This window comes from Aquincola agrisoli (genome assembly GCF_036621135.1).
Taxonomy (GTDB): domain Bacteria; phylum Pseudomonadota; class Gammaproteobacteria; order Burkholderiales; family Burkholderiaceae_C; genus Aquincola; species Aquincola agrisoli.
In genome coordinates this window covers 552704-574849 of record NZ_JAZIBG010000028.1, presented here as the reverse complement: position 1 = coordinate 574849, position 22146 = coordinate 552704, and the positions used below count along the sequence as shown (strand labels likewise).

14 protein-coding genes are annotated in these 22146 nt (G+C 71.3%); 13 read left to right on the top strand and 1 reads right to left on the bottom strand.

All coding sequences use genetic code 11. The features are described from left to right. Nucleotides 1-6: 6 nt before the first annotated feature. On the bottom strand, nt 7-2763 hold the full coding sequence (locus V4F39_RS14390) for a winged helix-turn-helix domain-containing protein (protein WP_332290216.1): 2757 nt from the start codon (nt 2761-2763) through the stop codon (nt 7-9). A gap of 383 nt (nt 2764-3146) precedes the next feature. Between V4F39_RS14390 and V4F39_RS14385 the strand changes: the two genes are divergently transcribed. From V4F39_RS14385 to V4F39_RS14325, 13 genes are all read left to right on the top strand, one after another. Beyond that, nucleotides 3147-5477 (top strand): c-type cytochrome, encoded by a 2331-nt coding sequence (locus V4F39_RS14385; protein ID WP_332290215.1) that lies wholly within the window; start codon nt 3147-3149, stop codon nt 5475-5477. After that, nucleotides 5477-5986, top strand: coding sequence for a TlpA family protein disulfide reductase (locus V4F39_RS14380; protein ID WP_332290214.1), 510 nt, complete (start codon nt 5477-5479; stop codon nt 5984-5986). Before V4F39_RS14385 ends, V4F39_RS14380 begins: the two co-directional genes overlap by 1 nt. Further along, nucleotides 5983-6204: a DUF4266 domain-containing protein gene (locus tag V4F39_RS14375; protein ID WP_332290213.1), complete on the top strand. Its 222-nt coding sequence runs from the start codon at nt 5983-5985 to the stop codon at nt 6202-6204. Before V4F39_RS14380 ends, V4F39_RS14375 begins: the two co-directional genes overlap by 4 nt. A gap of 10 nt (nt 6205-6214) precedes the next feature. Then, on the top strand, nt 6215-7408 hold the full coding sequence (locus tag V4F39_RS14370) for a DUF3570 domain-containing protein (protein WP_332290212.1): 1194 nt from the start codon (nt 6215-6217) through the stop codon (nt 7406-7408). Nucleotides 7409-7412: 4 nt separating this feature from the next. Then, on the top strand, nt 7413-8444 hold the full coding sequence (locus V4F39_RS14365) for an FAD:protein FMN transferase (RefSeq protein WP_332290210.1): 1032 nt from the start codon (nt 7413-7415) through the stop codon (nt 8442-8444). 83 nt (nt 8445-8527) lie between these two features. After that, nucleotides 8528-10957, top strand: a complete 2430-nt coding sequence (locus tag V4F39_RS14360; protein WP_332290209.1) for an efflux RND transporter permease subunit — start codon at nt 8528-8530, stop codon at nt 10955-10957. Nucleotides 10958-10996: 39 nt separating this feature from the next. After that, nucleotides 10997-12370 carry a DUF1329 domain-containing protein gene (locus V4F39_RS14355; RefSeq protein ID WP_332290208.1) on the top strand — a complete coding sequence of 458 codons (1374 nt, stop codon included), beginning with the start codon at nt 10997-10999 and terminating at the stop codon, nt 12368-12370. A 2-nt stretch (nt 12371-12372) separates the two neighbouring features. Next, the gene (locus V4F39_RS14350; RefSeq protein ID WP_332290207.1) at nt 12373-13362 is read left to right on the top strand and encodes a WD40/YVTN/BNR-like repeat-containing protein; all 990 of its coding nucleotides are present in this window, start codon (nt 12373-12375) and stop codon (nt 13360-13362) included. Next, nucleotides 13359-15182: a DUF1302 family protein gene (locus tag V4F39_RS14345; protein ID WP_332290206.1), complete on the top strand. Its 1824-nt coding sequence runs from the start codon at nt 13359-13361 to the stop codon at nt 15180-15182. Before V4F39_RS14350 ends, V4F39_RS14345 begins: the two co-directional genes overlap by 4 nt. Nucleotides 15183-15302: 120 nt before the next feature. After that, on the top strand, nt 15303-17300 hold the full coding sequence (locus V4F39_RS14340) for a hydantoinase/oxoprolinase family protein (protein WP_332290204.1): 1998 nt from the start codon (nt 15303-15305) through the stop codon (nt 17298-17300). Beyond that, a complete protein-coding gene (locus tag V4F39_RS14335) occupies nt 17297-17734 on the top strand; it encodes an acetone carboxylase subunit gamma (RefSeq protein ID WP_332290203.1) in 438 nt (145 codons plus the stop codon). The genes V4F39_RS14340 and V4F39_RS14335 overlap by 4 nt, the downstream gene beginning before the upstream one ends. An 8-nt stretch (nt 17735-17742) precedes the next feature. Beyond that, nucleotides 17743-19872, top strand: coding sequence for a hydantoinase/oxoprolinase family protein (locus tag V4F39_RS14330; protein WP_332290202.1), 2130 nt, complete (start codon nt 17743-17745; stop codon nt 19870-19872). Between the two features lie 17 nt (nt 19873-19889). Beyond that, nucleotides 19890-22136 carry a hydantoinase B/oxoprolinase family protein gene (locus V4F39_RS14325; protein ID WP_332290201.1) on the top strand — a complete coding sequence of 749 codons (2247 nt, stop codon included), beginning with the start codon at nt 19890-19892 and terminating at the stop codon, nt 22134-22136. Nucleotides 22137-22146: the final 10 nt, after the last annotated feature.

Genomic DNA, 22146 nt, shown 5'->3' with positions numbered 1-22146 from the left:
CGGCCTTCAGGCGCCCAGGCGCAGCGCGCGCGCCGCGTTGATCGCCTGTGCGCGATTGCCGACGCTCAGCTTCGCGTAGATGTTCTTCAGGTGGAACTTGACGGTGTTCTCGGAGACGAAGAGCCGCGTCGCGATCTCCTTGTTCGACACGCCGTTGCACAGGAACAGCAGCATCTCCTGCTCCCGCTCCGACAGCGGGCTCAGCGCCGCGGCCCGCGGCGCGGGGCGTTCGGCCGGCCACGGCAGGCCGGCGCCGGCGGCCGCCAGCAGCGCCTCCACGTAGCGGCGGGCGCCGCGGTCGTGGTCGCCGGCCACCGGATCTTCCGGCGCAGCGAGCAGTTGCCGGTGTTCGTGCTGCAGCATCTCCACCACCGCCGGGCCTTCGTCGAGGAAGCTGCGCACCAGCCCGCCCGGACGCGCCAGCCCCAGCGCCTTGCGCAGGCTGCGGTGCGCCGCGTTCAGCAGGCCCTTGCGCCGCTGCAGCAGCGCGTCCAGCACCAGCAGCTTGACCTGGCGCTGCAGGCGCCCCGGCTGCCGGGAAGACTCCGCCGCGAAGTGCCGCGAGGCGCCCAGCAGGTCGTCGCGGTGGATCGCGAGCCGCAGGCGCCCGAAACCGTCGCCCTCGATGTCCTCGGCCAGCAGCACCCAGCCCGGCGGCACGGCCTGGCCGGCAGGGCCGATGCGCTCGGCGATCGCCTGCGCACGCTGCAGCTCGCCGGTGGCGATGGCGCGCCGCACGCGCTCCCAGTCGGCGAGCCGGACCAGCCGCGGCCAGTGGCTGTCGTGGCCGATGCGCTCCAGCTGCTCGACGGCCTCGGCGGCCTGTTCGGGCCGCCCGCGCGCCTCGTGCATGCGCGAGATGGCGATGTGCGCGATGGCGATGAAGTCGGGAATCGCCGATTCGGCGATCGCCTGGCGGCTGGCCGCGGCCAGCGTCTCCATCTCCGCCAGCTCGTTGGCCTCGTACAGCGCCCAGAGCATGCAGGCCGGCAGCGCCGTGGCGGCGGTGGACTTGTCCAGCCGCGCCTGCGGCTCCGACAGGCCGGCGCGCAGGTGGGCCAGCGCCTCCTGCAGCCGCCCCTCGGCCATCAGGTTCGCGCCGCCCACCGCCGCCGTGTAGCCGCCGCTGAACGAGGCGCCGCCGCGCCGGTTGTGCGTGCGGGCCATCGCCAGCACCTTGCGTGCGGATTCGAAGTCGCCGGCGGCGACCTTGCCGAACGCCAGCAGGTTGGCCGCCGCGCCCAGCTCGAAGGCCGGGAAGCCGCCGTCGGCGCGGTGCCAGATCTCCTGCTTGTCGACGGCGCGCACGGCGCCGTGCAGGTCGTCCTCGAACACCGCGGCCATGGCCAGCGCGAAGTCGGGGTGCGTCGTCGTGCCCACGTCGCCGCGGCCGCGGTGCTGCGCCAGCACGCCCACCAGCGGGCGCAGCTTGTCGCGCCGGCGCAGGAAGGTCAGCGCGTACGCCGCCTTGATCGCCAGCGCGGGCTGCAGCGCGACGGAGTCGAAGGGCAGGGCCTCGTACCAGCGCTCGACGGTGACGAGCTCGGCGCTCGCGATCAGCCGCGACGCCCAGGCGCTGAGCGTCTGCCCGGCCAACGCCCAGTCGCGCGCCTGCAGCGCATGGAACACCGCCTCCTCGTGCAGGTCGTGCGCCACGTACCAGCGCGCCGCCTGCGCATGCACTTCCTGCGCCTGCTCGGGCGACGTGCGCCGCAGGCCGGCCGCCAGGAAGCTGGCGAAGAGCCCGTGGTACTTGAACCAGTGGCCGCCGGCGTCGAGCGGCCGCACGAAGAGGCCGGCGGCGTCGAGCTGCGCGAGCAGCAGGCGCGCATCGCCGAAGCCGGTGACGGCCTCGCACAGGGGCGCGCACATCCGCCGCAGCAGCGATGTGCGCAGCAGGAACGCCTGCGTGCGCGGCGGCTGCAGCGAGACGACGTTGTCGGTGAGGTATTCGGCCAGCTCGCGCGGGCCGTCGCTGTCGAGGCCGTCGAGCGCATCGCGCACCGCCGGGTTGGCCAGCGCGAGGCGGTAGAGCTGCAGCCCCGCGGGCCAGCCCTCGGTGCGCTGGTGGATGGCCTCGACCTCCTCGCGCCGCAGGCCCAGCGTGGTGTCGGCCGCGAAGAACTGCGCCGCCTCGTCGCACGAGAAGCGCAGGTCGTCGGCGCGCAGCACGAAGGCCTGGCGGTTGACCAGCAGCGTGGCCAACCCCAGCTCGGGCAGCGTGCGCGAGCTGATGAACAGCCGCACCCGCGCGGGCAGGTGCTGCAGCAACGCGCGGAAGAAGTGCAGCACCGTCTCGCTGCGCAGCGCCTGGAATTCGTCGAGGAACACCGCGACCGGCTCGCCCAGCCGCGACAGGCGGTCGAGCAGCCAGTCCGACAGGTCGCGGCCCGCGTCCGTGCCGGCGCCGCCGGGCCTGCCGCCCGCGGGCCGGCGCTCGAGCCGGGCCGCCACCGCCTCCATGTGGGCCTCGAGGCGCTGCGGGTCGTTGTCGGCCTCGTCGAGGCTCAGCCACGCGGTGCGCCAGCCGCGGGCACTGCAGGCCTGCAGGATCTGCTGCATGGTGGTCGTCTTGCCGCTGCCCGCCGGCCCCTGCAGCACGGCGACCGGCTCGCAGCCCTCACGCAGCACACGCGCGACGATGCCGCTGCGTTGGATCGCCCCTGCGTAGCTCGGGGGCGGGAACAGCTTGTACATGCGGATGTCGACCGGCGGGCTCTCGGGTGCTTCGGTGGCCTGCACCACGCCGTCTCGGGGCGCCATGGTGCCTAGGCCTGCGGGGCGAATGCGTGGTGCACCGCACGTTCCCGGCGTGCTTGCCCAGGCGGTGTGGCGCGGGCTGTCGCCAGCGGCATCGCCATCGTTCGTTGGCCCTCCCTGGGCTTGATCTTGAGTCGCATCTCGTCACTGCCTTCGTGCGCTGCAATCCGCCGCGGCAGTGGCCTGCCGCCGTTTGCAATGTCCAAAAAGTATCCCCGTTGTCGGGAGGCTTGAGGGGGGTGATGCGGCCGGTGTTTTCCCGTGCCGGAGCTGATTGGAAGTTCCACCCTTTTGGGTAGGCCAGCAGCCCGGGCAGGCGCCTACAACCTCGCCCTGCAAACGGCCGTCGATGCCGTTGCTGATGGACACGACAAAGGAGACAAGCGATGGTCGAGCGACTGGTTCGGTGGCTCATGGCTGCGGCATGGCTGCTGCTGTGCACGGCCTGTGGCGGCGGTGGCGGCTACAGCGGCAAGCCGGCCGCGCCGGCACCTTCGAGCGGTGCGTCGGCGCCGGCGTCGTTCGCCACCGCGCAGGACTTCCTGGTGGCGCGCGTGCAGCCGCGGCTCGACTACTGCCGCACCTGCCATGTGGCCGGCGGTGTGGCCGACACCGAGGCTGGCGCACGCATGCGGCTCGGCGCAGATCGTGCCGACGACGAGGCGCATCTCAAGGCCTCATGGACCGCCATGGGCGGCAACAGCCCGGTCTCCCGCATCCTGCTGATGGCGTCGGGGCAGGCGGGTGCCCACAGCGGCGGCACGCCGTGGCCGGTGGACGGCGATGCCTACCGCGATGTCTCGGTGATGCTCGCCTGTCTAGACAAGCCGGATGAATGCATGCCGAAGATCGCCGCGCTGTCGACCGGCGCGGTGGCGCAGGCGCAGCCCCTGCTCGGCGGCCGGCGGGGCTCTTCGGCGTTCGAGCTCCACTGCGAAGGCCTCGACGGCACGACCCCGCGCGGCGACGATGCCGAGCTGCCGGTGGACCCGCGCACGCTGGTCGTCAACGGCGCCAACGTGGGCAAGGCGGTGTACTTCAATGCCTTCTACGAGAACTGCCTCGTCAACCAGCCGGCGTCGATGCAGCCGCCCAAGACCTGCGGCGAGTACCGCCGGGGCCGGGACGCAGGCTGGGAGCTGCTGAACCGCGGCGACGCGATCAAGCAGGGCCCGGTGGTCACCGCGGCGCAGTTCGGCAGCCGGTGGCACGACTGGGGCATGAGCAGCCGCCCGGACAACTTCGACGAACTGCTGCGCCTGCAGGTCGGCCTGTCGCAGGCGCCGTTCGACAACCCCTACCCGCTGCCGGGCGAGGATCCCAACCTGACCGGCGGCGGCTCCGGGCAGCTGCCGATCGGCTACGTGCAGACACGCGACGCCGAGGGCCGGTGGACCGGCAGCGTGTCCGGCGGCTACAGCTGCGCGAGCTGCCATGCCGGCACCATCGGCGAACGTGCGCAGGGTCTCGGCGGGATGTGGGGGCTGGGCGCGTCTGCGCTCGACGGCGCCGTCCAGGCCCGCCTGCAACGCGGGCAGAGCGACGCGGTCACCGGGTTCGAGGTGGGCAAGTTCGTGATGTCGGACTGGGACTCGCTGGACACCGTGCCGAACCCGCAAAAGTACGCCGCGTCGCACATGCCATCGCGCCAGGACACGCCGGCCTGGTGGAACACCGGATCGCGGCCGCGCAAGTTCTTCGACGGCGGGCCCTCGTCGAACTCGCTGCGCATCCTCTCCTCCGCGTTCCTGCTGTACAGCGGCACCGGCGCCGAGAAGCGCGCCTATTCCGACCAGATCGCGATGAATGCTTCGCTGGCGATCGACTCGATCCGCGCGCCCAAGTACCCGCTGCCGGTCGACACCGCCCTGGCGGAGCAGGGCGCGGTGCTGTTCCACACCAAGGACCTGTGGGCCCAGCCCGGCAATGCCCAGCGCATCCGGCCGGCGGGCGGCAACGGCTCGTGCGCCGGCTGCCACGGCGCGTACTCGCCGCGCTTCGTCAACGACAAGGCCTACCTGTCCACGCCGGCGCTCGAAGGAATCGCCGCGCATATCTCGCCGGTCGAGGCGATCGGCACCGACCGACTCCGCGTCGACCAGCTCTCCGGCATCTTTGCCGACGTGTGGGACAAGAGCTGGTGGAGCTACCCCGAGGGCCGGCCCGGCTACGTGCCGCCCGAGTCCAAGACGCCGCAACAGGAGGCCGCCGACGAGAACCTGGGCGCGCCCGGCCGCGTGCTCGGCGCCTGCCGCTGGCGCCCGGGCGTCGTCGGCTACCTGGCGCCGCCGCTCTACGGCGTGTGGGCCTCGGCGCCGTACCTGCACAACGGCAGCGTGCCGACGATCGAGCAGCTGCTGGATCCGTCGTCCCGCCCGTCGATCTGGCGCCGCCAGGCGCGCACGGTCGACGGCGTCACCGGGCCCGACACGCGGCTGGACGCGCTCGACACCGCACGCCTGGGCTGGAAACACGACACGCTGAGCTGCGACCCCGCCGCCACGACCAAGTGGCTGAGCTGTGCGCCTGTGCGTGACCAGGCGACGATCTTCGAGTCCTTCAGCGGCAACGCCCCGCCGGTGCAGAACGGCAGCTCCGCCGAGCGCATGATCTACAACACCCGCATCCCCGGCAACGGCAACCAGGGCCACGAGTTCACCGATGTGCTGACCCGCCAGGAGCGCGCGGCCCTCATCGAATACCTGAAGACCCTGTGATGCGCTGGCTGCTGTTGCTGGCGGTGCTCGCGGGCCTGTGCGGGCCGGCGCGGGCCGCGCGGATCGGCGAGGCGGCACCGGACTTCGAGCGCGCCGCGCTGGCGGCGGCGGGCGAGCCGCCCTCGCAGCGGCTCGCCGGGCTGCGCGGGCGGGTCGTGCTGCTCGACTTCTGGGCGTCGTGGTGCGCGCCTTGCCGGCAGTCGCTGCCGGTGTACGAACAACTGCAGTCCGCGCTGGCGGACCAGGGCTTCGTGCTGGTCGCCGTCAACGTCGACCGGAACGTGCAGGACGCGCAGCGCCTGCTGGCGACGCTGCGGCTCGAGGCGCTCGCCCGGCACGCGGTGCACGACGCAGACGGCCGGGTGGCCACGCTGTACGGCGTGCAAGCCATGCCCTCGAGCTACCTGATCGACCGCCGCGGCGTCGTGCGGGCCGTGCATGCCGGCTTCCGCCCCGGCGACGTGGCTGCGCTGCGCCATTCGATCCTTCAATTGCTGGAAGAACGATGAACATCCGAAGTCTGCTTGCGCCGCTGCTGCCGGCGCTGCTGCTGAGCGCCTGCGCCGGCCCCGTGCCGGCGCCCTGGCAGCGCGGCGACCTGGCCCGGCCCGAGATGGCCTGGGAGCCCGATCCGCTCGGCAGCGCGGCGCGTGGCCAGGCCTATCGGAGCAAGGAGGCCGCCACGGGCGGCGGGACGGCGGCCGGTGGCGGCTGCGGTTGCCGGTGAGGCGCGGCGCATGACGAGCTCCACTCCCCCCTGCGGCGTGCTGGCCGCGCTGACCGCGGCGGCCCTCGCGATCCCGGCGCCCGCCGGGGCCGGCGAAGCGCCCGGCGCACCGCTGCAGCTCGACTACCGTTTCAGCGCCTACCGCGAAGGCCGCCTGGGCGCGGGCCGGCTGGCCGCCGGCAGCGGCGAGCGCTACCACGTCGACTCGCACCTGCTGCGCGCCGCGAAGACGCTCGACGGCACGACCGAACTGGCGGCCGAACTGGCGATCGAGACGATGGGCGGCGCCTCCCCCTGGTTCGTCACGCCCGGGGCCGACGGCAGGCCGCTGCAGGTGATGAGCGGCGCCAGCATCTCCGAACGCCGGCAGGCCGTGAAGCTCGGCGGCACGCACCGCCTCGGCGAGGCCAGCATCGGCGTGACCGCGAGCTACTCGCACGAGCGCGACTACCGCTCGGCCGGCATCGGCGTCGAGGGCAGCTGGTCCTTCAACCAGCAGCTCGACACGCTGAGCGCCGGCCTGGCCTACACCGACAACCGCCTGTCGCCGACCGAAGGCGGCAGCGCGCGCTTCCCGGGCCGCATCGAGCGGGCGTCCAGCCACGAGTTCACCGGCGTCATCGGCTACGCCCGCGTGCTGGACGCGCACACGCAGGTGCAGGCCAGCCTGAGCTACAGCCGGCTCGGCGGCCACCTGTCCGACCCGTACAAGCTCGCCTACGTGGGCGGTGCGCTGCTGGCCGACCAGCGGCCCGATGGGCGGCAGGAGCTGGCCTGGCTGACCCGGCTGCGCCGGCACGTGCCGGCCTGGGGCGCCACGCTGCACCTGGACTACCGCTACTTCTCGAACGACTGGCGGGTGCGCTCGCACACCGTGGACGCCGCCTGGTACCAGCCGCTGCCGCAGGGCTGGCAGGTGGTGCCCCGCATGCGGTGGTACAGCCAGAGCCAGGCCTTCTTCTACGCGCCCTACTACCAGGGTGCACGCGCCGACCACTTCAGTTCCAGCGACTACCGCCTGTCGCCCTACGGCGCGCTGAGCCTGAGCCTGGAGGCCTCGCGGCAGATCGACGACTGGACCGTGCGGCTGCGCTACGAGACCTACCGCAGCGGACGCCGCTTCGCGCTGCGCCGGGTGGACATGGAGCACCCGGGCCTCGTCGACTTCCAGGTGCTGTCGATCGCGGTCGGCAAGCCGTTCTGACGCCGTGACGGGCGCACGGGAGAGGACGCCGCGCGAAGGCGGCCAGGACGCCGGCGCCGGCACCTTGCGCCACGCCTTCCGCGCGATGGGCGGCCCCTGCGAGGTAAGGTTGCAGGCGGACGACCCGGCGCTCGCGGCGCGCGCCGCCCGGGCGGCCGAGGCGGAGGTGCGCCGCCTGGAGGCACGCTTCTCGCGCTACCGCGCCGACAGCATCGCCAGCCGCATCAACCGCAGCGCGGGCAGCGGCACGGCGATCGAGGTCGATGCCGAGACCGCGGCGCTGATCGACTACGCGCAGACCGCGTGGGTGCAGAGCGAAGGCCTCTTCGACATCACCTCGGGCGTGCTGCGCCGCGTATGGGACTTCCATGCGGCGCGTGTGCCGTCGCAGGCGGAGATCGCGCCGGTGCTCGCGCTCGTCGGCTGGCAGCAGGTGCGCTGGCGGCGCCCGTGGCTGTCGCTGCCGGTGGCCGGCATGGAGCTGGACTTCGGCGGCTACGTCAAGGAGTACGCGGCCGACCGCGCGGCCGCCGCGGCCCGGACGGCAGGGGCGTGCCACGGCTTCGTCGAGCTGGGCGGCGACATCGCGCTGGTCGGCCCGCATGCCGACGGCGCGCCGTGGCGGATCGGCATCCGCCATCCCCGCGAGCCCGCACGGGCGGCCGCCGAGCTGCGGCTCGCCCGCGGCGCCGTGGCCAGCAGCGGCGACTACGAGCGCTGCTTCGAGCAGGGCGGACGGCGCTACAGCCATCTGCTCGACCCCCGCAGCGGCTGGCCGGTGCAGGGCGGCCTGGCCGCGGCCAGCGTGGTGGCCGGGCAGTGCCTGGTCGCCGGCACGGCCACGACGATCGCGATGCTCAAGGGCGCCGGCGATGGCCTGCGCTGGCTGCAGGCGCTGGGCCTGCCATACCTCGCGGTCGACCACCACGGGACGCCGCACCCCGGCGGCGGCTGGACCGCCGCGCCGGGCGCCGATCCGCCGTGCGAAGACTACCCGTTCGTGTGGCGTGGCGACGAAGCCCGCTGCCTACCCTGAACGTCCCCACAAGGGCCGCGAGGCCCGCACATGGCGCCCCGGCCCCGGGCCCGGGCGCGCCGCACAGGAGACCGGTTGTCGTCATGGCGCCCTCGAAACATCCCCCCCCGCGCGCCGCGCTGCGCGAACGGCTCGCCCACCTGGTGATCGGCCACCCCCTGGCCGTGCTGCTCGCGATGGCGGCGCTCACCGTGTTCTTCGCGGTCGGTGCGATGCGCCTGGACGCGCGGACCATCTTCTCCGACCTGTTCCCGAAGAACCATCCGTTCGTGCAGGTGTTCAAGGACCACCTGAACTTCGGCAACCCGCTGACCGTCACGCTGATGGTCAAGCGCGTCGACGGGCGCGACATCTACGAGGCCGACACGCTGGACAAGGTGTGGCGGCTGTCGCGCGACATCGACCTCGCGCCCAACGTCGACCACGACCAGATCCTGTCGATCGCGACCTCGAAGGCGCGCTATACGGTGGTGACGCCCGACGGCATCTACTCGAACCCGATCATGGACGAGCAGCTGCCCACGACGCCGGCCGAGCTGCGCGAGATCCGCCGCCGCGTCGACGAATCACCGGGCGCGCGCAGCTTCCTGGTGTCGGCCGACGCCCGCGCCACCGTGATCAACGCGACCTTCATCGAGGAGGGCCTCGACTACGGCGAGCTCTTCGCCTACGTGCAGAAGCTCGTGGCCGAGCAGCGCGATGCGCGGCACGAGATCCATGTCGCCGGCTTTCCGACCATGACCGGCTGGATCTACCACTTCGGCGACGACACGGCGAAGATCTTCGCGCTGACGCTGCTGCTGATGTTCGGTGCGCTGGCGCTGCACATGCGCAACATCACCGGCATCGTCACGCCGGTGGTCGTCAGCGCGGTGTCGGCCATCTGGGGCTTCGGCCTGGTCGGCTGGCTGGGCCTGCCGGTCGAGCCGCTGCTGATGGTGGTGCCGCTGCTGCTCATCGCGCGCTGCTTCAGCCACTGCGTGCAGGCGACCGAGCGCTACTACGAGCTGCTGGAGCGCGTGGGCGAGCCGCGCGAGGCCGCCCGGCTCTCGCTGGTGTCGCTGATGTGGCCGGGCACCCTGGGCATCTTCACCGACGTCTGCGGGCTGCTGCTGGTGGCGCTCGCGCCCATCCCGGCGATGGAGCGCTTCGCCCTCTTCACCGGCTTCTGGGCGATGAACCTGGTGCCCACCAGCGTCTTCCTGACGCCGGTGCTGCTGAGCCTGCTGCCGCGGCCGCGCAACCTCGACCACCTGCTGGCGCGCGGCGGCCGCGGCGGCGTGCTGCAGTCCGGGATGCAACGCCTGCTGCAGGGCCTGGGCACGCTCTCCCATGGCCGGCGGGCGCGCTGGAGCGCCACCGCGTTCGCGCTGCTCACGGCCGCCTCGCTGGTGCTGATGACACGCGTGCAGATCGGCAACCCGGTGGAGGGCAGCAACCTGCTGCACGAGGGCTCGCAGTTCAACACCGCGGTGCGCGAGATCAACCGGCACTTCCCCGGCCTGATGACGCTGGAGGTGATCTTCGAAGGCAAGGGCGAACGCATCGCGCGCCAGCACGACACGCTGGCGACCATGCAGCGGCTGCAGCGCTGCCTGGAGGCGGGCCCCAACCCGCCGACCGCCACGCTGTCCTTCGCCGACTATGCGCTGGAGGCCAACCGCGTGTTCAACGGCGGCAACCCGAAGTGGTCGCCGATCGACGGCGACGACGCCTCGGCCGCCGGCGCCGCCACCGCGCTGATGGCCGGCACCAACGCGAAGACCTACCTGAACGTCATCGACTTCGAGCAGAAGAACGCCACCGTCTCGCTCTGGTACGCCAACAACCGGCAGCCGACGGTGGACGCCGCGCTGGTGCAGGCGCGCCGCTGCATCGCCGAGGTGGGGCCGGACCACCCCGGCTTCCGCATCCGGCTGGCCTCGGGCGCGATCGCGCTGCAGCAGTCGATCAACGAGACGGTGGCGGTGTACCACTGGATCATCCTGGGGGCGCTGAACCTGGTGATCTTCGTCGGCTGCTCGCTGGCCTACCGCTCGCTCGCCGCCGGTGCGCTGCTGCTGGTGCCGGTCAACCTCGCCAACGCGATGCTCACCGCCGCGATGGTGCTCGCCGGCATGGGGCTCGACGTGAACTCGCTGCCCATCCTCGCGATCGGCATCGGCGTGGGCATCGACTACGGCATCTACCTGCTCACCCGCATCTGCGAGGAATACCACGGCGCCGGCCGCGACATCGGCGCGGCGATCGGCGTGTCGCTCGCCACCTGCGGCAAGGCCATCTTCTTCACCGCCGGGCTGATGACGCTGGGGCTCGCGCCCTGGTGCCTGTCGGAGCTCAAGTTCCTGTCCGACACCGGCCTGCTGCTGATGGTGGTGATGCTGATCAACATGGTGCTGGCGCTGCTGCTGGTGCCGCTGCTGGTCTACCTCTTCAAGCCCCGCTTCCTCGACGCCGACCTGTCCGTGATGTCGGAAGCGCTGCCCGCCCCCGGCGCCGCCGGCGCGGCCTGATTCCCCGGGGCGAGGTGCCCCACCTGCAAGGAGACAACGATGCACATCCGCAAGTACGGCTTCGACTACGGCCGCCGCCACTTCCTGCGCCAGCAGGCGCTGGGCGCGGCCACCGCCGGCGTGCTCACGCCGCTGTGGCCGCTGATCGCGAGCGCGGGCGACGTGAGCAAGGCCTACCCCGACGAACTGCTGTCGATCGATGCCCACACCAAGGGCAGGCTGAAGGCCGGCGACACCGTCACCGCGGACAACGTCGACATCGTCAAGCACCTGCTCGATCCGGTGGTGCTGAAGCAGGTGAAGGAGATGGGCCGGCGCATCAAGCTCGTGCCCTCGACCACCGACGTGACGCGGCTCTACCCGCACGAGTACCTCGAGGCCACGCTGCGCAACCAGGGCAAGGCCGTGCTCGATAAGGACGGCAACGTCTTCACGCGCGACGGCAAACCCTGGATCGGCGGCAACCCGTTCCCCAACGGCAAGGACGCGCTGGAGCTGTTCTCCAACCTCACGCTGTCCTGGGGCCGGCACGACAGCTCGATCTACGCGGTGCGCGACTGGGAGATCGGCCCCGACGGCAACGCGGCCTACCAGTACGACTTCGTGTGGGTGGAGGAGAACACCGCGGCGCGCACCGGCGCGGGCGGCCCGTACCTCAAGGGCGAGGAGGACAAGCTGCGCTACCAGTCGGTGTTCTTCGCCTCGCCGACGGACGTGAAGGGCACCTCGTACCTCAACACCTGGTACTACGACCAGCGCAAGCTGCCCGAGCTGGTGGGCTACCTGCCGGCGTTCAAGCGGGTGCGCAAGTTCCCGGCCAACCAGCGCTTCGAGCCGCTGGTGGCCGGCATGGCGTTGTACCTGTCCGATGCCTGGGCCGCCGGCGACCCGATGCTGACCTGGGGCAACTACAAGGTCGTGGGCCGCGGGCCCTTCCTCGGCGCGGTGTCGCAGAACTGGTACGGCGACCATCCCAACTGGGAGCGGCCGGTGCACGGCGGCCCGAAGAACCAGACCTTCTTCGACACGCACATGGAGCTGTGTCCCGAGGTGGTGGTGATCGAGGCCGAGCCGGTGGGCTTCCCGCGGGCGCCGGTGGGCAAGAAGCGCGTGTGGATCGACGTGCGCAACATGATGTACGTGGCCTACGTCACCTACGACCGGCGCGGTGAAGTGTTCAAGTCCTTCGAGCCGCAGTACAGCCTGTACGAGAAGGGCAATCAGCGCGTGATGGACGGCGCCCACACCGCGTGGTCGTGGACGGCGGTGCAGTGCCACAGCGTGCAGGACAACCGCATGTCGCGCTTCGTGCAGGCCAAGGGCGTCACCGGCGGCTACACCTCGGGCTACAACCGCGCCGACCTGCGCGAGAAGTACCTGACCGAGCAGGCCATCCAGCGCATGGGGACCTGAGCATGCGCAACAAGCTGTTCACGCTGCTCGGCACGCTGGGCATGGTCACCTCGTGCATCGCGGCGGGCGCCGTCGGCGCGCCGGCCGAGGCGATGACCGTGGCATTGCGCGGCACGCCGCACGATGCCCTCTTCGACCTGGCCTTCGACGGCCGCATCGGCGTTGCGGTCGGCGCGCATGGCTCGGTCTACCGCAGCGACGACGGGGGCACGCGCTGGCGCCGCTCGCCCGAGCTGCGCAGCGACGTGGCGCTGCTGGGCGTCGCGGTGCGGGGCGGCCGCTGCATCGCGGTGGGCCAGCAGGGCACGGTGCTCACCAGCCCCGACTGCATCCAGTGGACGGTCGCCGCGCCGGTCACGGCCGCGCGGCTGACCTCGGTGGCGATGAACCGCCGCGGCCTGGCCTACGCGGTCGGCGCGTTCGGCACGCTGCTGAAGTCCGACGATGCCGGCCGCCACTGGCAGGTGGTGCCGATCGACTGGTCGCGCATCGGCGCGCTCCCGGCCGAGCCGCACCTGTACGCCGTGCACGTCGACGACGACGACGGCGTCGTGGTGGCCGGCGAGTTCGAGCTGATCCTGCGCAGCACCGACGGCGGGGCGCAGTGGAAGCTGTTGCACCGCGGTGAGCGGTCGCTGTTCGGCCTGCGCCTGCTGGAGGGCGGCCGCGGCTACGCGGTGGGCCAGAGCGGCGCGCTGCTGTCGACCCTGGACGGTGGTGCCACCTGGCGCTCGCTGCCCACCGGCATGCAGTCGATCCTGACCGGCATCGACGCCGATGCCAACGGCCGGGTGGTGCTGTCCGGCGTGAACGTGGTCGCGCTCAGCAGCGACGGCGGCGCGAGCTGGCGGCAGCTGCCGTCGCGTGCGGCCATCCGCGGCTGGCAGCAGTCCGTGGCCCGTGCGGTCGATGCCCAGGGCCGGCCGCGGTTCCTCACGGCGGGTGCCGGCGGAACGATCCTGCAGATCAACGACGAGGAGGTGGCGAAGTGATCCCTGTCCATGAGATGGGCGCGCGTGCGCGCCGTTGCGCACCGGCCGTGCTGGCGATGGCGGCGTGCCAGTGCCTGGCCGCGGACTGGTCGGTGTCCGGCATGCTGCGCGAGGAGATCGCCGCGCCGGTCGACACCCGCGCCAACGCGGCCAGCAGCCACGGCAACCTGTTCAACGGCGTGCCAGTGGCCAATACCGGCCTGGGCCCGGTGCTGGCCCCGGGCAGCAGCCCGGCGACGCTGGGGCGGCCGCGGTCGCTGGCCGGCAAGAACGACCTGAACCTGCTGGCCACGCGCGTCGAGCTGAACCTCGATGGCAAGTTCGGCGAGCGCTGGGCGCTGCACGGCAAGCTGCGCGGCTTCTACGACGCGGCCTACGGCAGCGGCGTGCTCGACGGCGGCAACGCCTACCGCCAGCCCTTGCGCGGCAGCGGCGGCGGCACGGCGTTCGAGAAGGCCGGCAAGTCCTACGCGGTCGACCTGCCGGCGCTCTACCTCGACTACAACGACGGCCCGCTGTGGGTGCGCATCGGCAACCAGCAGATCGCGTGGGGCGAGGCGATCTTCTTCCGCGTGCTCGACGTGCCCAACGGCCTGGACCTGCGGCGCCACTCGATCCTCGACGTGGCGGCCGAGGAGTACGCCGACAAGCGCGTGTCGTCGCCCGCCATCCGCGCGAGCTGGCGTGCCGGCAACGATTGGGAGGTGGAAGGTTTCACCAGCCGCTTCCAGCCCACGGTGCTGGCTGGCGCCGACTCGGCCTACAACCTGATCCCGAACCAGTTCGAGGTGCACCAGCGCGAGGGCTACGGCGCGGTGCGCAACAAGTGGAACTTCGGCGCTCGCCTGAAGGGCCGCATCGGCGACACCGGTGTGCAGCTGATGGCCACCAGCCGCATCAACCCCGACGGTGTGTTCCGCTGGACCGATTCGAAGGCCGGCCCGATGAGCGGCACGGCCTTCGAGGCCGGCAGCACGCGCGGCGTCTACAGCGCGGCCGAATGGTTCCGCTACGCGAACCTGGTGCGGCTGGACCCGGTGACCGCGCTGCAGAGCGCGCTCAACGAGTTCCCGGCGTCGCAGGGCCTGGGGTCGGCGGCGGTGGCGCAGGGCTGCGGCGGCAACGTCTCGGCCGGCAACCGCATCACGTTCCCGACGGCCGCGTCGGCCGCCTGCATGCTCGACACCTTCTTCGATCCGAGCGTGGGGGCAGGCAACCTGGTGGGCCACATCACGCGGGAATACCACCGCGAACAGGTCTTCGGCTTCGGCCTGAACCATGTGTTCGAAGGCGCCCCCGATACGCTGCTCGACCAGCTGGTCGCGCGCTTCGAGCTGACCCACACGCCGCGCAAGAAGTTCACCCACCCGTCGCTGTCGGCCGGGCTGCTGTCGAAGGACGAGACCCAGTTCGCGCTGATCTTCGAGAAGTACCACAAGTTCAGCGCCGAGGTGCCCGCGACCTACATGGTCGCCCAGTGGCTGCACAAGAGCGCGAGCGACCTGTTCGGGCGGTCCCTGGCCGGCATGGGCCGGCTCGATCCGGTGACGGGTCGGCCGAAGGGCGTGGGCAGCTTCAACGCCTTCGCGCTCGCACTGCAGCAGCCCTCGCCGACGCTGGCCTGGCGCGGCGACCTGACGGTGCTGACCGATTTCCGCGGCGGCTGGCTGCTGCAGCCGGGCGTGATGTGGAAGCCGAGCAAGTCGCTGCAGTTCGACCTGTACGGCAACTACGTCCGCAGCAACGGCGGCAACGACGACTTCGCCGAGAACCTGAAATCCGCGCGCGAGGTGTTCGTGCGGGCCAGCTTCTATTTCTGAGGCTGCCATTCCCGCGCGACTACCCGTTGGTGTGGCGCGGCCCCGAGGGCCGCTGCCTAAGCTGGAGCGCGAGCCGTGTCCCCCCGCGGCGCCGTTCCCAAACGACATGGAGACATCCCGATGAACCCGACATCCGCCGAAGCCCGCCCCCGGCGCGGGGCGAGAGGCAAGCTGATCAACATCGACAACGGCGGCACGCTGACCGACATCTGCGTGATCGACGGCGACCGCGTGCACCGCACCAAGACGCTGACCACGCCGCACGACCTGTCGGCCTGCCTGCTGGACGGCCTGCGCAAGGCGGCACGCACCGTGTATGGCACCGAGGACCTGCAGGCGCTGCTGCTGTCGACCGAGTCGATCCGCTACTCGACCACGCAGGGCACCAACGCCCTGGTGGAGCGCAAGGGCCCGCGGCTGGGCGTGCTGCTCGGCGGCGGGCTCACGCCGAAGGCGCTGCGCGACGCCGAGGGCGCGGCCGAGCTGTACCCCGCGCTCATCGGCGTGCGCGCCGTGGCACTTGACGCCGCGCTGGGCGGCGAGGCGCTGGAGGAGGCGGCGATCCAGGCCGTCAACACCCTGGCCGCCAGCGGCGCCAGCCGGCTGATCGTCTCGTTCGCCGGGCCGGGCCGCGAGGCCGCGGAGGCCGCGCTGAAGCGGCGGCTGCTGCGCACCTTCCCGCCGCACCTGCTGGGCGCGCTGCCGATGCTCTTCACGCACGAGCTGGCCGACGACGCCGACGACGTGCGCCGCACCTGGACGGCCGTCTTCAACGCCTTCCTGCATCCGGCGATGGAGCACTTCCTCTACAACGCCGAGCACAAGCTGCGCGGCCTGCACGTGCAGAGCCCGCTGCTGGTGTTCCGCAACGACGGCCTGGCCGGCCGCGTGGCCAAGACCATCGCGGTCAAGACCTACAGCTCGGGCCCGCGCGGCGGCATGGAGGGTGCGCGCGCCCTGGCATCGCACTACGGCTTCTCGCGCCTGCTGACGATGGACGTGGGCGGCACCACCACCGACATCGGCCTGGTCGAGGGCGGCGTCGTGCGCGCCACCGCACAGGGCAGCATCGAGGGCGTGCAGAGCTCGTTCCCCCTGTGCGACGTGGTCAGCGCAGGCGTGGGCGGCAGCTCGATCTTCCGCGTCGAGCGCGAGCGGCTTCAGGTGGGGCCGCAGAGCGTGGGCAGTGCGCCCGGGCCCGCCTGCTTCGGCCTCGGCGGCCGCGAGGCGACGATGACCGACGCCTTCTTGCTGGGCGGCCTGCTCGACCCGGCCTCGTACTTCGGGGGCGACCTGAAGATCGACGTCGACCGGGCACGCGCCGCGGTGCGCGAGCAGGTGGGTGGCCCGCTGGGGCTGGACGACGACGCCGCGGTGCAGGCGATGGAGGCGGCCTGGGTGCGTGGCATCGCCGAGAGCCTGCGCGGCTTCGCCGGCATCACGCCGGACACGACGCTGGCGGCCTTCGGCGGCGCCGGCCCCTTCGTCGCCTGCCGCGTGGCGGACGAACTCGGTGTCTCGCGCGTCGTGATCCCGGCGCTCGCCGCGGTGTTCTCGGCCTACGGCATCGGCTTCTCCGACGTCGGCCACCAGTTCTCGGCCCCGCTGCCGGCCAACGACGACGACGGCCTGGCGACCGCGATGCTGCAGGTGTTCGACCGCGCGGCGCGCAGCATGTTCGGCGAGGGCGCGTCGATCGAAGACTGCCGCCTCACCTATGCGCTGGAAGTGGCCGACGGCGCCGGCACGCGCACCGTGCCGCTGCAGGGCACGGCGCTGCCCGCCGAACTGCGGCAGGGCCTGGCGGCCGGTGCGCGGCTGTCGCTTCAGCTCACCGCCGTCAAGCCGGTGCCGCATGCCTCGATCACCGGCCGCTTCGGCGGGGCGGCCGTGCCGGCCTTCAGCGGTGCGACGCGCACGGTGCTGGTCGGCTCGGGCGCGGGAGCCCGGCGCGCCGCGTTGCCGCTCTACCGCGTGGAGGCGCAGCCACCGGGCGCGCAGGCCGCCGGCCCGGCGGTGCTGGAGGAGGCCTTCTTCACCTGCCGCATCGACGATGGCTGGCGATTCGAGATCAACGATGCAGGCGACATCCTGCTGAGCAAGGAGACGACACGATGAAAGTGCTGGTGACCGAATACCTGCGCATCGACCTGGAGACCGAGGCCTGGGAATGCCGGCGCTGCGGCCATGTGCACGGCAGCGCACGCGACAACTACAAGCGCGGCCTGCTGGTGTACGACCGCGACCCGCGCGAAGTCCACAAGCCGCTGCTTGACACGAAGCTCTACGCGCGCACCTATTCGCCGGACCCGGACTGGTGCCGCATCCTCGAGTACTACTGCCCGCAGTGCGGCACGATGGTCGAGGCCGAGTACCTGCCGCCGGGCCACCCGCCGGTGCACGACATCGAGCTCGACATCGATGCCCTGAAGCTGCAATGGAAGGACCGGCCCGAGGTGCTGGAGCCGGTGGCCGCGCCCGACCTGGCGCTCGAGAAGGTGAAGCAGCAGCGTGCGCTGCATGCGCAGCACCACTGCGGACACTCCCACTGAGGACCGGCATGAAGCGAGTATCCGTAGACATCGGCGGCACCTTCACCGACTGCTTCGTGGCCTGGGGCCAGCGCTGCGTCGAGGGCAAGGCGCTGACCACGCACCAGAACCTGGCGCTGGGCTTCAACGAGTCGCTGGCCGACGCCTGCCGCCAGCTCGAGCTGACGCCGGCCGAGCTGCTGGCCGACGTGGACTCGGTGCGTTACGCCACCACGTTGGGCACCAACGCGCTGATCGAGCGCAAGGGCCCGCGCGTGGGCCTGCTGGTGACCACCGGCTTCAAGCACACCGTGCCGCTGTCGCGGGCGCGGGGCTACGGCGAGGGCCTCACCGAGCCCGAGCAGATGGACATCCCGAATGCCCGGCGGCCCGAGCCGATCGTGCCGATGACGATGATCCGCGAGGTGCGCGAGCGCGTGGACTACCTCGGGCAGGCCTTCTGGCCGCTCGACGAGGACGACGTGCGGCTGCGCATCCGCGAACTGGTGGACGGCGGGGCGCAGGCGCTGGTGGTGATGTTCACCAACAGCGTGGTCAACCCCGCGCACGAGCTGCGCGTGCGCGAGATCTTCCTGGAGGAGTACCCCGCCCACCTGCTGGGCGCGATCCCGATGGTGCTGTCGCACCAGGTCGCAGGCCGCAAGGGCGAGTACGCCCGCGGCACCTCGGCCATCATGGACGCGTTCCTGCACCAGACCATGTTCCACGGGCTGGGCACGCTGGAGCTGAACCTGCGCGCGCAGGGCTACCACAAGCCCATGCTGGTGAACCACAACTCCGGCGGCATGGCGCAGCTCAACTCCACGGATGCGCTGCAGACGGTGCACTCCGGCCCGGTGTCGGGCATTGCCGCGAGCGAATGCCTGGCCGCGCACGCCGCGCTCGGCAACGTGGTGGCGACCGACATGGGCGGCACCAGCTTCGACATCGGCGTGGTGGTGCAGGGCGGGCTGAAGTACTACGACTTCAACCCGGTGATCGACCGCTGGCTGGTCAGCGTGCCGATGGTGCACCTGGTGACGCTGGGGGCCGGCGGCGGCTCCATCGCGCGCTACGAGCGCATGTTCAAGACGATCGAGATCGGGCCGCAGTCCGCCGGCTCCGACCCCGGGCCGGCCTGCTACGACCGCGGCGGCATGAAGCCCACCGTGACCGACGCCGACCTGCTGCTGGGCTACCTCGATCCGAAGAACTACGCCAACGGCCGCATCCCGCTGAACGTGCGCCGCGCCCGCCAGGCGATGGAAGAGCACCTGTGCGAGCAGCTCGACATGGACCTGGTGGAGGCCGCGAAGCTGATCAAGCGGCAGGTCGACGCCAGCATGGCCAACGGCATCTCGACCGAGCTGCGCACGCTGGGCTACGAGCCGAAGGACTTCACCATCCTCGCCTACGGCGGCAACGGCCCGCTGCACGCCTGCGGCATCGCCGAGGCGCTGGGCGTCACCAAGATCCTGGCGCCGCCGTACTCGTCCACTTTCTCGGCCTGCGGCGCGGGCAACGTCAACCAGATGCACATCCACGAGATGAGCACCTGGACCGTGCTGTTCAACCCCGCCACGCGCTCCTTCTTCACCGACTACGAGGCATTCAACCGCGGCGTCGAGGAGCTGGAGCGCCGCGGCCGCGAGGACCTGATCCGCCAGGGCATGAACGACGGGCAGATCCGCTACCGCCTGGAGCTGGACATGCGCTACGGCAACCAGCGTGTGCAGACCGCGGTGGTCACCGCGCTGTCCAGGCTGCGCTGCCAGCGCGACGTGCTGGCGCTGATGGACCAGTTCCATGAGCGCTACGGCGAGCGCTTCGGCGAGGGCAGCCAGTCGCCCGAGACGGGCGTGCGCATCAACACGCTGCGCGTGTGCGCCTACGTGGAGCAGCCCACGGTGCAGTTCGCCAACCTGCAGATCGCCGGCACGCCGCTGCCGCCGCCCGATCCGGTCGGCCACCGCGAGTGCCATTTCGTGGGCCACGAGGGTGCGGTGAAGACGCCGGTGTACGACGACGGCGCGCGCACCGAGGGCGTCGAGATCGACGGGCCGGCGATCGTCACCACGCGGGCGACGACCTTCCTGGTCGAGCCGGGCTGGAGCTACCGCGCCGTGGCGCAGGGCGCGGTCTGGTTCATCCGCAAGTGAGCAACGAGGGGACATCCATGCAAGACCACACCACCGCAGACGACCGGGCGCTGCTCGACAAGTTCCTGGCCGACAACACGCTGTTCCTCGGGCCTGATCCGGAGATCATGCGCAACCACGGCGTATCGAAGCGCTCCGAGGCCGAGGAGGCCGCGCTGGCCCGCGGCATCGACCCGCACCAGGTGCACCACGTGCGCGGGCTGATCAACGCGGCGCTGTCCGAGGCGTACACGATGGTCAACCAGATGGGCGCGGCGCCGGGCGCCAAGTGGGGCGACCTGGTGACCGGCATCTACACCGCCCAGGGCGACCTGGCGATGATCGCGCCGCACGGGGTGATCGCGTTCGCGGCCTGCTGCTTCTACCCGATCCGCTTCATCATCAAGAACTGGATCGACGACCCGACGGTGGGCGTGCGCGACGGCGACGGCTTCATCCACAACGACGCGCGCTACGGCGGCATCCACAACACCGACCAGTCGATGATGATGCCGCTCTTCTACAAGGGCGAACTCATCTGCTGGCTCAGCTCGACGATCCACGAGGGCGAGAACGGCGCCTGCGAGCCGGGCGGCCTGCCGGCGGCGGCGCTGAGTAAGTACGACGAAGGCATCAAGATGCCGCCCTTCAAGGTCGTCGAGAACTTCCAGCTCAAGCGCGACCTGGTGACCTTCCTGCAGAACTCGGTGCGCGACCCGAAGCTGCAGCTCGAGGACATGAAGGTCAAGCTGCATGCGGTGATGCGGCTGCGCGAGCGTGTCATCGCGATCCTCGACCAGTTCGGCAAGGACGTGCTCACCGGCACGCTGCGCATGCACCTCGAGGACGTGGAGACCGAGATGCGCCGACGCATCGCCGAGCTGCCCGACGGCACCACGCGCGTCGTGCAGTTCATGGACTCGACGCTGCGCGAGAACGCGATGCAGAAGATCTCGCTGGCGATCACCGTCAAGGGCGACCGCATGACGCTGGACTTCCGCGGCACGGCGCCGCAGTTCATGAACCGGTCGGTCAACACCAACATCGCCTCGTTCAAGGCCGCGCTGTGCACGGGGCTGCTGCAGAACATCTGGCCCGACCTGCCGCACACGATGGCGGTGTTGTCGCCGATCGAGGTGCTGACCGACCGCAACTCGATCATCGACGCCGAGGGCGAGATGCCGCAGGCCATGAGCCTGATGCCGCTGTTCAAGGCCTGCGTGGTCTGGACCATCCCGATGAGCAAGCTGAACTACAGCCTGCCGTACCGCTATTCGGCGGTGATCGCATCGCAGTACGACCAGGCGGCCACCTTCATCTACGGCGGCCTCACGCAGCACGGCGACGTCACGGGCAACTTCTGCGCCGACATCAACGGCAACGGCCAGGGCGCGCGCAGCAACGCCGATGGCGAGCACTCCATCTCGCCGGTCTTCGGCTTCATGTGCGACACCGGCGAGCACGAGGTGAGCGAGGAGGACACGCCCATCATCCGCCTCGGCGCGCAGCGCCTGGCCAAGGACCGCATCGGCTGGGGCAAGTACCGCGCCGGCATGGGCTACGAGCAGATCGCCACCGCCCGCGGCTCCAGCATGTGGGGCTTCATGACCGGCTGCGAGGGCTCGAAGTTCCCGTCGGCGCAGGGCCTCTTCGGCGGCTATTCGTGCCCCTCCTACCAGCTGATGAAGATCAAGGGCATCAACATCTTCGAGGTGCTGAAGGAGAACCCGAAGGCGGTCGAGGTGTTCGACATCGTCAAGCTGATGAACGAGCGGCCCATCGCCGGCGCGCAGTACAGCAGCAACGACATGGGCATGACCTTCGAGCTGTGCAACGAGGGCGAGGTCTACATGATCTGCCAGGGCTCGGGCGGCGGCTACGGCGACGTGCTCGAACGCGACCCGGCGTTGGTGGCCAAGGACCTGGCCGAGGACCTGATGTCACACGAGAACGCGCTCGACATCTACCAGGTGGTGTGCGACCCGGAGACCCTGGTCGTCGACGAGGAGGCCACCATCGAGCGCCGCGCCGCCTACCGGCGCGAGCGCATCGCGCGCGGCGTGCCGTTCGACGAGTTCTGCGCCCGCTGGGTCACCGCCGAGCCGCCGGCCCACCTGCCGTACTTCGGCAGCTGGGACGACCCGCGGCGCATCTACGCCACCAGCGCGGGCCAGCGCATCGTGATGGACGCGGACCAGCTGCAGGGCGTGTACATGCCCGACCCCAAGGACCTGCGCATCGCCGAGCTGGAGTCGCGGCTGGCCGCACTGCAGGCGCAGGCCTGACCGGGAGGGC